Annotated in this window: 11 protein-coding genes; all 11 read right to left on the bottom strand. The window is 45.5% G+C overall.

Annotation, left to right across the window (positions count from 1 at the left end; genetic code table 11):
• Positions 1 to 27: 27 nt before the first annotated feature.
• The 11 genes from hutI to K7399_RS14425 all read right to left on the bottom strand — a co-directional run bounded on the left by hutI (position 28) and on the right by K7399_RS14425 (position 12,867).
• A complete protein-coding gene (gene hutI, locus K7399_RS14475) occupies positions 28 to 1,269 on the bottom strand; it encodes an imidazolonepropionase (protein WP_128165952.1) in 1,242 nt (413 codons plus the stop codon).
• Complete coding sequence (locus tag K7399_RS14470) at positions 1,262 to 3,298, bottom strand: urocanate hydratase (protein WP_028976884.1); 2,037 nt, start codon at positions 3,296 to 3,298, stop codon at positions 1,262 to 1,264. The genes hutI and K7399_RS14470 overlap by 8 nt, the downstream gene beginning before the upstream one ends.
• A gap of 66 nt (positions 3,299 to 3,364) precedes the next feature.
• On the bottom strand, positions 3,365 to 4,378 hold the full coding sequence (locus K7399_RS14465) for an ABC transporter substrate-binding protein (RefSeq protein WP_028983189.1): 1,014 nt from the start codon (positions 4,376 to 4,378) through the stop codon (positions 3,365 to 3,367).
• A 34-nt stretch (positions 4,379 to 4,412) separates the two neighbouring features.
• Positions 4,413 to 5,378 (bottom strand): C-terminal binding protein, encoded by a 966-nt coding sequence (locus tag K7399_RS14460; protein ID WP_028983188.1) that lies wholly within the window; start codon positions 5,376 to 5,378, stop codon positions 4,413 to 4,415.
• A gap of 37 nt (positions 5,379 to 5,415) precedes the next feature.
• The gene (gene hisD, locus K7399_RS14455) at positions 5,416 to 6,693 is read right to left on the bottom strand and encodes a histidinol dehydrogenase (RefSeq protein WP_128165951.1); all 1,278 of its coding nucleotides are present in this window, start codon (positions 6,691 to 6,693) and stop codon (positions 5,416 to 5,418) included.
• Positions 6,694 to 6,880: 187 nt separating this feature from the next.
• Positions 6,881 to 7,648, bottom strand: coding sequence for an SDR family NAD(P)-dependent oxidoreductase (locus tag K7399_RS14450; protein WP_128165950.1), 768 nt, complete (start codon positions 7,646 to 7,648; stop codon positions 6,881 to 6,883).
• Positions 7,649 to 7,662: 14 nt separating this feature from the next.
• Positions 7,663 to 8,070, bottom strand: coding sequence for an aconitase X swivel domain-containing protein (locus tag K7399_RS14445; RefSeq protein ID WP_028976879.1), 408 nt, complete (start codon positions 8,068 to 8,070; stop codon positions 7,663 to 7,665).
• Positions 8,067 to 9,272 carry an aconitase X catalytic domain-containing protein gene (locus tag K7399_RS14440; RefSeq protein WP_028976878.1) on the bottom strand — a complete coding sequence of 402 codons (1,206 nt, stop codon included), beginning with the start codon at positions 9,270 to 9,272 and terminating at the stop codon, positions 8,067 to 8,069. Before K7399_RS14440 ends, K7399_RS14445 begins: the two co-directional genes overlap by 4 nt.
• A gap of 23 nt (positions 9,273 to 9,295) precedes the next feature.
• Complete coding sequence (locus K7399_RS14435) at positions 9,296 to 10,642, bottom strand: amidohydrolase family protein (protein ID WP_028976877.1); 1,347 nt, start codon at positions 10,640 to 10,642, stop codon at positions 9,296 to 9,298.
• A gap of 1 nt (position 10,643) precedes the next feature.
• On the bottom strand, positions 10,644 to 11,924 hold the full coding sequence (locus K7399_RS14430; RefSeq protein ID WP_028983186.1) for a Zn-dependent hydrolase: 1,281 nt from the start codon (positions 11,922 to 11,924) through the stop codon (positions 10,644 to 10,646).
• 55 nt (positions 11,925 to 11,979) lie between these two features.
• Positions 11,980 to 12,867 (bottom strand): MurR/RpiR family transcriptional regulator, encoded by an 888-nt coding sequence (locus K7399_RS14425; protein ID WP_028976875.1) that lies wholly within the window; start codon positions 12,865 to 12,867, stop codon positions 11,980 to 11,982.
• Positions 12,868 to 12,918: the final 51 nt, after the last annotated feature.

Here is a 12,918-nt window from a genome sequence, read left to right as displayed (position 1 = left end):
ACGGCCTCCTTCCGATCAACATTCTCTTCAGAACGCATCTTGTCCATTCTTGATTACTGTATGGACACAATTCATGGCTGTATGATAAATAAGATATTTGTAGCTTGGACAGCTAAGCAAAACAAGATCAGCTCTTTTTCCGGATTCAATGGTGCCGATCGTATCGGAACGTTTCAATGCCGCTGCCCCATTCAAAGTGAATGCGGTCAGCGTTTCCTCGCTGCTCATCTGCATGTGAATCCCCGCAAGCGCAAAAATAAGCGGCACAGAATAAGTAAAACAGCTGCCGGGATTAAAGTCGCTGCCTAAAGCAACCGCACAGCCCGCATCAATCATTTTGCGTGCACCGGCGAATGGCTTATTCAAACAAAAAGCAGTTGCCGGAAGCAACGTGGCGACAATTCCTTTTTCAGCAAGCGATCGAATTCCCGCTTCAGAGGCTTCTAGCAAATGGTCAGCAGAAGCCGTGCCAACCTCAGCCGCCAGTTCGGCTCCGCCCATTGATTCTATTTCATCCGCATGAATCTTCAGCAATAATCCATATTTTTTTGCCTTATTTAATAACTGGCGCGATTCATTAATGGAGAAAACACCGTCTTCACAGAAGACATCACAGAAATCCGCTAAATGCTCCTGAGCAATTTTCGGAATGACCTTTTCCATCATAAACTGAATATACGCTTGGTGGTCGGTTTTGAACTCGCGAGGAATCGCATGTGCCCCTAGATACGTGGACACAACATCAACCGGGTGGTCAGCATTTAATTGTTTCATCACGCGAAGCATGCGTAGTTCCGTTTCCATATCGAGTCCGTATCCGCTTTTCCCTTCAACCGTAGTGATCCCCAAACGAACCATGCCATCCAGTCGCTGACGGCCGCTGCTATAGAGCGATTCAAAAGTATCTGCACGTGTTGCTTGAACCGTATTTTCAATTCCTCCTCCAGCTTTCATAATTTCCATATAGGACTTGCCGGACAAACGCATTAAGAACTCATCGGGTCTGAAACCTCCGAAAATGAAATGCGTATGGGAATCAATGAAACCTGGAACAACACTTTTACCCGAGGCATCGGTGAGCGTGTATTGATTGAGGTCAAACCGGGACATGATCGCATCACTTGTATCAACGGCAACAATCATGCCGTCCTCAATGACAATCGCACCATCCTTTATTGTCTTAATCCGGGACATTTCCTTTCCTACACGCGCTTTTGTCCCTGTCGGCGTTGCAATTTCCGACGCATGAAGAACGATTCGCTTATTCATTGCTCGTGCCTTCAATTCCGCTCAGTCTAGCAAGCAGTTCTTCATCGACCAGATAAGGGATCGTCAAATAATTTTTCCCCTTGTATTTCTGATTAAATGCAATGGCTGTTTCCATCGAATGCTCGTTTCTCGCCCAGTTTCTTCGTGCGACACCGCCCATCACATCCCAAAGGATTGCTTGCTTAATGATTTCATCCACACGTGTGCTGCCGTCAAGCACCAAACCGAAGCCGCCATTAATGGATTTGCCAATTCCCACACCGCCGCCATTGTGGAGCGCAACAAGACTCATCCCGCGGGCGGCATTGCCTGCAAAGCATTGTACCGCCATATCCGCCATCACGTTGCTCCCGTCCTTGATATTGGCCGTTTCTCGAAACGGTGAATCCGTCCCGCTCACATCGTGATGATCACGTCCGATCATCACCGGTCCGATCTCATGGCTTCTCACCATCTCATTAAATTTCAGTGCAATCGCAATCCGTCCTTCTGCATCCTGGTACAGAATTCTCGCTTTCGTCCCGACAACAAGCTGATTTTTCTCCGCGTCGCGAATCCAATTATAATTATCACGATCCTGATACCGTCTGTTTGGATCAATACAAGCCATCGCCGCCTGATCCGTTTTTCGCAGATCTTCATCTTTTCCGCTCAGGCAAACCCAGCGGAACGGTCCGTAACCATAATCAAACAGCTGCGGTCCCATAATGTCTTCCACATAAGAAGGGAGTGTAAAACCGTCTTTATCATCGCGGCCGTTCTTCGATATTTCGGTCACCCCTGCATCGTAAACCGCTTTTAAAAATGAGTTGCCATAATCAAAGAAATAAGTGCCTTGATCAACAAGTGCTTTGATGCAGGCGTAGTGATGTTTCAGTGATTGATCAACGAGCTGATTGAATTGCGCGCGATTTTCACTCAGCATCGTAGTCCGTTCATCGAATGTAAGCCCCTGCGGACAATATCCGCCCTCGTAAACGGCATGACAAGAAGTTTGATCAGACAGTAGATCTACCTTGATGCCATGCGCAACCACATAATCGAGCAGGTCAACAATATTTCCGTGGTAGGCGATAGATACGGCTGTTCTATCATTCAAATGCTTCTTAGCTATCGTAAAAAGCTCATCAAGGTTATCCGATGCTGCATTTACCCAGCCCTGACGGAGACGGGTGTCAATCCGTGACCGATCAACTTCAGCAATAATTCCGACTCCATTGGCAATCTCCACTGCTTTTGGCTGAGCCCCGCTCATGCCGCCCAAGCCCGAACTGATAAATAAATGTCCGGAAAGATCTGCTTCATTTGTAATCCCCAGTTTTTCGCGCCCAGCATTGAGCAGCGTGTTATACGTACCGTGAACAATGCCCTGCGGACCGATATACATCCACCCGCCTGCCGTCATCTGACCGTAATTGGCGACCCCCATCTGCTCGGCAATCTCCCAGTCCTTTAAGTTGTCAAATTCGCCAACCATCAGTGCATTGGTCAGAATAACGCGTGGAGCCTCAGGTTTAGTTTTAAAAACACCAAGTGGATGGCCGGACTCAAGCACCAGCGTCTGATCGCCCTCCAGACTTTCAAGATATTTTTTTATTAAACGATACTGCATCCAATTCTGGCAAACGCTGCCGGTCTCCCCATAGGTGACCAGTTCATACGGGTACAGTGCCACATCAAAATCAAGATTATTGTCAATCATGACTTGGAACGCTTTGCCCTCCATACATTTCCCTTGATAGGCATCAATTGGCTTGCCATAGATGCGGCCTGCAGGTCTAAACCGATAACCGTAAATACGGCCGCGCATCTTCAACTCATTAAGAAATTCTGGAATCAATTGTTCATGAAACGTTTCAGGAATGTAGCGCAGCGCATTCTTTAACGCAACGCTTGTCTGCTGCGGGCTCAGCGCATAGCCTCTATCCGGTGCACGCCGAATGTTGGCGACAAATTCGGGATAATCAGGCAGCTGCTGTCCTTCATCCAAAATCGATAAAGAATAATGTGAATCAGGTCGAACAGGCATTCCAAAAGCCTCCTTTATTATTCAAAGATTCTGTCCATCGCTGGAATGGCTGAGTCATCAAATCGCTTACTTACCGACAAAGTCACCGTTAATCATATCCGTTGCTTTCGGCTGTTTACTGATCAGCTTGACCTTTTTCCAGAAGGTTGCAGCTTTATCCGTCACATCGTAAATCAAACCTGGATCACTCTTTGTTCCAAAGTATTTAATATTGCCTTCCTTATCATAGAAAGTAACATCTGGTTCTGTGGCTTTAAAATCTGCAACGGTCTGCCCCATACTTTTTGCCATAATCTTGTCGGCTTCATCAGGATGCGCTTTCGCATAATCCAGTGCGTCATACCATGCGTTCACAATCCCTTGAACCAGTTTCGGATTTTCATCAACAAAGTCTTTACGCAGTCCGAGGGAATCGACAATTAATCCCGGCGTTTTATCACTGGAAAGAAGAACATGACCAAACGGCGTTTTCTCAGCTTTGGTCAGCCAGGGCTGCCAGGTAACTGCTGCATCGACTTTACCGCCGACAAAAGCCGCTCCGGCGTCACCAGCACTCATATTGACAATCTTCACATCATCCATCGTCATCTTGTTTTGATCAAGCATGTACATAAACCAGAAATAGCTTGCCCCACCGCTTGTATCAATGGCAACCTTTTTCCCCTTAAGGTCTGCGAACGATTTAATATCCTTCTTGGCAACAATCCCATCACCGCCGCTCGACGTATCCAAAGCCAATACTTGATAAACAGGGATATCAGCAGCTGCTGTCATGACATGTGTGTCGACCGTTGTAAAAAAGCCCTGAATTCGGTTTGCAGCCATCGCGGTGCGCCGATCACTTGCACTCTGAATGGTCTGCAACTTCACTTTCACACCATTTTTCTCAAAAAACCCTTTTTCCTCTGCAAGATACATCGGTGCGAAACCGATCCAGGATGAAATGCCGAGCTTCACGGTTCCCTTAAACTGATTTTTGCCGCTTTTACTGCTCCCGCTTTTTGATGATGAGGAACAGCCGGAAAGGAGCAAGGCTGCGGACATGAGGCCGACAAGAATGAGCACAACGAACTTTTTCATATAATTCCCTCCAATATCAAATGATTCTATTAATTTAGATAACTGCATCTTTAGAGTGTCCGCCATTTATCACAGTAATGACATTCGCAACCGCGCGCGCCTTGAGCGTCGTCAGCGATTCAATCGATAAATAGGAAACATGCGGAGTGACGTAAATATTTGGACAGGAAAAAACAGCTTCACTGCCTTTCGGTGGCTCGTTTGCGATCACGTCCAGCATGGCCCCAGCAATGTCTTTATTTTTTACCGCCTCGATCAAATCTCCTTCATTCAGAACACGCCCACGTGAAGTATTAATAACATGTGCAGTCGGCTTCATCAGCTTAAATTCAGGCATCGACAGCAATCCGTCGGTCTCAGGTGTATACGTCGTATGCAGCGTTACATAATCTGCTTCCGACAACCCCTCTTGCAGTGTGACTTTCCTCACCCCATGATCAAGGGCATCCGAACCGTTCAGGCGTGGATCATGAACAAGCACACGGATATGAGCCGCTTGCGCCTTTTCCGCGACCTTTTGACCAATTCGTCCAAAACCAATAATCAACAGCGTCGATGAAGCAATGCGTGGAGTGAGTGCGGATGCAGCTTGCGCTCCCCACGGGCCGTCATTCGCAATTTTTAAATAATAAGGCAAATTCTTGTTAAAGAAGTAAATGGCAGAAATCACATAATCAGAGACATCCTCAACGCAGTAACCAGGAACATAGGTAACCGTTATCCCTTTGGATTTTGCTGCATCAACCGCTACTCGATCATACCCTCCCCCATAAATAGCAATGATCTTGCAATGCTCCAATTTCTCAATAGTCTCTTTCCCGATGGTGACATAAACTTGACAAAGAATCGCGTCGGCATATCGACCAAAATCTACAAGATCCTTTTGATAATCATTTCCCGAATACCTAATGACACAGTTTGGAAAAGCCTGTTTCAGTCGTTCCTGTTCAATGGTGTAATCCGACCATTCCTCATCAATAATCCAAATCAACGGTTTCAAGACATCACCTCCCCAAATTAGTTGTTTTTTTATTCTGTTAATTTTCATCAAACGCCTTTAAGCGAACAGAAACGGACTTTCCATGCGCATGCAAGCCTTCCACTTTTGCAAGCTGCATGCAAGCCTCAGATAAATTCAGGCAGCCCTCTTCGGTGATTTCTTGATAAAATGACGTCTTAATAAAAGTTCCTACCCAAACGCCATTCGAATATTTAGCTGTACCCATTGTCGGCAAAATATGATTGGTGCCTGAGACATAGTCGCCGAATGCTACCGGAGCATTCGCGCCAATAAAGAGTGAGCCGAAGTTAATCAGTTTAGTACTGACTTTCTTAGCATTCCTGGTTTGCACTTCCAGATGTTCCGGCGCGATCTCATTGGCAATCGCAATCGCTTCTTCTAAATGATCAGCAAGAATAATTTGACCGTTATCCTTCCAAGACTGGCTGGCAATCCGATTGGTTGACAGCTCGTCTGAATACTTCTCAAGCGACTGCTGCACCGCCTCGATCATTTTCCGATCCGTACAGACAAGGATGGTCTTAGTATTCGGATCATGTTCCGCTTGGGCGAGCAAATCAATGGCAACAAAATTAGGATTTGATGCTTCATCTGCAAGAATCAGTACTTCACTCGGACCGGCAAAACTGTCTATGCCTACATCTCCCAGTACCTGACGTTTCGCTTCGGTTACAAAACGGTTCCCAGGGCCAACGATCATATTGACCTTCGGAATGGTTTCCGTCCCATAGGCCAAAGCCGCAATGGCCTGAGCGCCGCCGATCGCATAAATTTCATCTGCACCGGCGATGTCCATAGCTACGAGTACAGCCGGGTGTATGGTGCCATAGTCCCTAGCCGGAGGACAGCAGGCAGCAACACTTTTCACTCCAGCAATTTTAGCTGTAAGTATAGACATCAGTGCAGAACTGGGCAGCGGATAACGCCCACCTGGAATGTACGCTCCGCAACGCTCTACCGGGATTAGACGATGTCCTAGAGTAACGCCAGGAACCGGGTTGCAGCCTCCCATTGCTTTTAAACATTGATATTGATTTTCAGCATAGAAACGAATATTTTTTGCTGCAAATTTCAATGCATCGAGCGTTTTAGGTTCAACCTTTTTATAGGCTTCACTTATGGTTTCTTCGTTTACCTTGACCGATTCAAGCGAAACATGATCGAACTGTTCAGCCAGCTTAATTAATTCTTGATCTCCGTGCAAACGTACATTGCTTATGATTCCGGAAACTAAATCCATCAGTTGCTGATCGCGTTCATAGGTTTTCTTAGCTGCTTTCTTGATCCACTCCATTAAAGACCGACCCTCTCATACATAGTTATCGTTGAAATACCTTGGGACAATGGCTCATAAAAAGCGGAGCATCCTCGATCGGAACAATATGTGTAATCCGTTTGGCTTCACCAAACAGTACATCAGCCTAAACAACCCGAACATCCCTAATCCATAATTTCTTAATGCTTCACAGGTCACTCATCTCTCATCCTGCTGTCCAGCCGCCATCGACACTGAGCGATTGACCGGTAATATAGTCAGAAGCAGGTGCGGCAAGAAACAACAAAGTTCCTACTAGATCATCAGCCGTGCCGATCCGTCCAAGCGGAATTTTATTTTCAATCCACGCTTTGTGCTCAGGATCATTGAAGAAGGGTTGCGTCATTTCTGTCAAAAAATAACCAGGGAAAATAGCATTCACCTGTATGCCGTATGGCGCGAGTTCTAGCGCAGCCGTTTTGGTCAGCTGAGTAATTGCACCCTTCGAGGAACAATAGACAGATGACCCCGGAAGGCCGATGACACTACCGAGTGATCCGATATTAATTATCTTGCCTTGTTTTCTCGTCTTCATCTTTCCTGCTGCGGCTTGTGTCAGAAAGAAAACAGCTTTTAAATTGACGTCCATAATCGCATCGTAATGATCCTCGGTTACCTCGAGAAAAGGTTCGGCAATCTCAGTTCCAGCGTTATTTACAAGTACATCGATGGCTCCGAAGCATTCCTCAATTCGATCGACAGCTGCCTTCAGTCGGTTGAACTGTGTGACATCAAGAACCACTGCTTCCGCATCACCCTGTTCCTGTTCAATGATCTGTTTTGTTTCAATCAGATCATCCAGCGACCGCCCAACACAGATACATTTGCATCCGGCGCGTCCCAGTGCAATCGCATACCCTCTGCCAAGTCCCCTTCCGGCACCGGTAACCAGCGCTGTTTTTCCTTTAATTCGAAAAAGCGATAATTCATTCATGCCCCCATCTCCGTTCAGGATTGAATGGTTAATTGACCATGATCGGCATCGACACGGATCTGATTGCCATTCTTGACATGTTCATAGAAGTCCTTCGGCACACGATCAACAACAGGCAGTTCCATAATAATTGAACTGGCAACAAGTACCGTATCCGGATATTTGATGATTAAAGCTTTCGGCCCTTTCCCACTCATTTTCAACTGATACATACCGTCCGCCTGGACAACCGAGCTCCCTTTTCCACTTGGAAAAACAAGAATTTTGTCGGCAATGGACTGACCTTCCAGACAATGATTTTTCTCAATGACGATACCGGTCTTCGGATCGACAAGGTAAAAACAGAAATCGTCGGTTGAAAGCAGGACTTCCCCTTCAATGACGCCTTCAGATACTTTATGGCATGCATAGGTTTCACTCATGACACTTCACCTCTCATAGCAGCTTCAATGCAATCTTCCACCTTCCGAATCACAAACTGCATATTCCGTCTTTTCGTGTAGTAAGCACATTTCGGCGAGTCAGTGACCCCTTTCTTCCCGTAAAGGAATTCCCAGCATGGTTGATCCATGCAGGTATCATCAACAATATCTCCGCCAGCGGCCTGCAATGTTTCAAGATAGCCCATACGCGTGGCCAATTCTTTTGTCAAAGACGATGTCATGATCCAAAGCTTTACTTTAAGCTTTTTCCCTTTAACCAACTCTGCAACCTGTGCCACTTGATTCAAATTGAAGTGCGGACAACCAAATAGGGCAAAATCAATTTTCCCAACCGGATCAGTAATCTCTGCATGTACTTGATCCAAGTCTTCTTGTGTGATCGTAATGATACGTTCGGGCTCATCCCCTTGAAATGCATCTTCAATAGTCCGCGCTTCAGGAGTGACTCCGACAATATGATACATCGGTACATTGCCTGCCGTATTGAGCTGAGCACCAAGATTCATCAAAGCTGCTGGAGAGGGATTTGTCGGCAGATTGACAAAAACCGGTGTTTTAAACTGAAGCTTCTTCGGAACAGCATAGCCAAGCAGCTGATAATCAAAATCGTTTTTCACGTCGGCTTGAACATCGACGAGCACCTGCCCTTTGCGATTCTCATCAAGCAAAAAGCCGTAGAGCGGCGTTCTGCCGGTTATCGCAGCACACAGTGCACTTTGTGCCGATTCACGGTTTGTTCTTGCACCGTAAACCGAATTGATAAATGGTGTTGCACTCGATTCAGAGAAAGCAGTGATTTCACCAAACCGTGGCACATTCTTTTCAAGATAAGGCGTACAATCAAAAGTCAGTGTAGCGCCTATTTCTTTATAAGCCTGTCTGGTTCGGCGAATTGTTTGTTCATCTTCCTTCGAAATGGTCGTAATACACTGAAAATATTCAAGATTAAAGCCCGGGTTGACCGTTGGCGATACCCGGCATGTAGCTCCTGCATTCACAAGTTTCTCAACAAACCACAGATCTGCTTCCTGATTACTCAGTGCAACATGTGTCCGGCTGACCTGGACCATTTTCGGTGCATCGAAAACTTCGCCGAGTGCAACTTGGATTTTCATTGCAATCTGTGTACCCTTGCCGTATTTTCCATCCAACATTTCTTGTTCTTCAACTGTTAGCTGCATAGAATCGCCTCCTCACAAATTTTTCATGACTTCGAAGCTTCTTTGTCAATTCCATTCATAAGATTCTGAACTTTATGGATGACCTGTTTCTCATTCACCATTGTCAGATTGCCATGATCAACAGTGCATTTTCCATTAACCACAACATAATCAACAGCGGTCGGCTGCATGGCATAAACGATATTGGGGAGTACCTGTTCATGCGTATCCGAAATCGGCTGCATCGATAGATCATTTTGATTCAATGCCACAAAATCGGCACGGAATCCCGGTTTAAGCTCGCCAATCGGCTGCTGTAAAATTTCAGCACCGCCTTTTGTACCCATCGCGAATGCCTGATGATAATTCACTGCAAGTGAATCTAATTTACTTACTTTCTGCAGCATGGCGCACATCCGCATCTCTTCAAAAACGCTGATGCGATTATTACTGCAGGCACCGTCGGAACCAAGACCAATGGTCACTCCGCCGTTCATCAATGCAGGAATGTCTGTTATCCCGTCCGCAAGGAACATATTGCTTGATGGACAGTAGACAAGCGATGCTTGATTTTGTGCCATCAGCTGTTTCTCATGGTCATCCAGCCAGACACAATGAATCGCAGTCATGCGCCCGTCTGCCATGACACCGATCTTGTCGAGCAGTTCAACAGGGCGCATGCGGTGATCGCGTAGCACCTGATCCACTTCAAAGGGTTCCTCTGCTACGTGAATGTGGAATCGACAGTCTAATTCCTGCGCCAGACGATGGCCGGCCTTTACCATTTCTACGGATGCTGCATGTAAGCTGTGAGGAGCAGGAACAATCGACACCATTGGATCATGTTCGTATTTCTCTGCTAAGTACTTGACATTTTTGACCGCCTCATTAACGGATTCAACGTAACCGGCTGGTGCACCTGTCCAGTCATACATCGTCCGCGCCAGAACAAAACGAATACCCACATCTTTCGCCGCCTGAATGACTGCCTCATCACTTTCAATGCCATCATTGTGAACATAAAAATAGTCGCTGACGGTCGTCGCACCGCATTTCATCATTTCGCTAAACGCGAATACAGCACCTGTATAAACATCTTTCGCCTTTAGGTACGGCGAGAATTTATAAAGTGCCTGATCGCGCCATTCTAGGAACGGCCGGTCTGCAGCCAGTCCGCGCAGCAGGCTTTGAAAGGAATGATTATGTGCGTTGACCGTTCCGGGAACAATGATTTCATCCGACCAATCCATTAATTCTGCACCAGGATATTTCGTGACCAGTGCTTCATACGCACCGACAGATGCAATTTCTCCTCCGTCATCAACCACAAGCGCTCGGTTTAATTTAAACTGTCCTTCTTCAAACAATAAAAACGGTTTGTAAAGCTTCATGTCAATCGAGCTCCTTATCCAGTGCGATCACTGTTTGAATCAATACATTGCCTGCCTTAACAATATCCTCAGTTCTTGTCTTTTCCTCCGGACAGTGGCTCTTTCCATCAATGCTGGGTACAAACACCATACCTGTCTTAGCAACCGGCACCATATGTACTGCATCATGTCCTGCCATGCTTGGCAGATCTAAATACGATTCTCCAAATGCTCTAATCGATTGCTGCAGAACTTTGCGAACCAGCGGATCCATGGGAACAGCTTTTTGATCAAGAATCGTCTTTCTCTTAATAATAATCTGTCTTTTCACTTCAATTTCAGCACATCGCTGTGTCAATTGTTCGATCAAGCGCTTAAGCACTTGATCATTCGATGTTCTTATTTCGAGAATTAATTGTGCTGTTCCCGGAATAATATTCGCCGAGTTAGGAGAAATCTCCATGTGTCCCACGGTTCCAACAACGTCGGTTCGATTTTGCTTGAGTACGGCCTCTTCGACGGCAAGGCTTAACTCAGCCCCTGCCAGCAGTGCATCATGACGATTTTCCATCATCGTTGTTCCTGCGTGATTGGCTTCACCGTAAATCGTAATTTCTTCACGATAAATTCCAGTAATAGTTGAAACAACGGCAAGCGACGAACCATAATCCATTAAACGCCTCCCCTGTTCAATGTGACATTCAAGAAAAACGTCTACATCATCGCTGGTTAGTAAATGATTCGCTACGTCCGCCACATCACCTCCTAATCTTTTTAAAGTTTCTGATAATTTTTCATGTGTATACTGATGAGTCGCCTCTCCAATCTGTTTCCCGTCGAGAACACCGGTAATCAGCCGGCTGCCTAATGTAGAAATATTGTATGGATTCGGTTCCTCTGCCGAAAAGGAAACAATTTTTATTGGATGGCGAAGCTTATAATCGGCTTCCTTTAAGGATTGAACCACCTCAGTGGCCAGCAGCACACCGACTGCTCCGTCATATTTACCACCATTGGCGACCGCATCATGGTGAGAACCCAAAACAATAGGCTTCATTTTTTCTTTACCCTTGCGTTCGGCCCAAAGGTTGGCTGCTGGGTCTACAGTCACTGTCGCATTTAGTGCTGTTTTCCACAACTTTTTAAGCCAATTTCGCGCCTGAATATCTGCTTTACTGCCGAGTGAACGATCAATCCCTCCCTTCTCATTCATTCCAAACTGTGCCAGATTTTGAATGTACTTGGCAATTCTTTCTTCGTTAACCGTAACAGGATAAAGATCTTGTGGTGTCTTATAAGTCATTCACACACCCTCCTTTCACTTTGAAGCAGATCTATTACGGTGAAACGTTATAAAATTAGTCTAGTGTTGCATCGTAATGATACGTTTCATAATAGATTTGATCCCTTTTATCCAAAGCCTCCAATTCTGCCATTCGTTTATCCAACCCATCTGTAGCCGTTGCCACCTCACGAAGTAGCAGATTTAAAAAGAGGATCGGCGTACTGTAAATATCAAAGATCGACGATGTTGTAATTGGAACACTCAATACAGGATCAGCAAGATCATAAACAGGTGAGGTAATGCTATCGGTGATCGATGAAATCGAAAATCCTTTCTGATGCAAGTGCCTCAATTTTTCAAGAAGCCTGTTCGGATATCTCGGGAAAACAAATGAGAAGATATGCACGCGAGACGGATCCATCAACTCTAAAGTCTCCCAGGCTGGATTGTTTGGCGTAACCTGAACGACATTGGCCCTTATTTTGTTCAATATATAGTAGGTATAAGATAATAAGGTTGCCGACATCCGGGCTGATAAAAGAATAATCTGGTCTGCATGAATGATCTGATCAATCATTTTTTTAAACTCTGGCCGTTCCAGCAGCTGTTCCAGAGCATCAATATTTTCATGTTCCAGCTTGAGAATATTCGAAATGTTCTTATTTGCATGTGATGTAAATTGAAGCCGCTGCGGTGCAGTAATCTCCTTTCGAACAAATTGTTGAAGATGATGCAAAAAATCGTTATACCCTTTATACCCCATTGCAATGCAGAAGCGTGAAACACTTCCCTGACTGACGTCTGCTTGTTCAGCAACTTCCGAGGCAGTCATGAAAATAATGTGCTTATAGCCCTTTTCAAGAGTGTACGCCAGTTTTTCATACGTTGGCGATTCATGAGCGATCTTGGCGATTTTATCCATCAAATGCTGTAATTCTTTGTTGCTTGTTTGAAAATCCATAGTTATCACCGTACCAAATCTATTTATTTTCCAATTCAAGAATGAATTCAT

This window comes from Sporolactobacillus terrae, assembly GCF_019930545.1.
Taxonomy (GTDB): Bacteria; Bacillota; Bacilli; order Bacillales; family Sporolactobacillaceae; genus Sporolactobacillus; species Sporolactobacillus terrae.
This window is presented reverse-complemented; position numbering and strand designations above follow the sequence as displayed.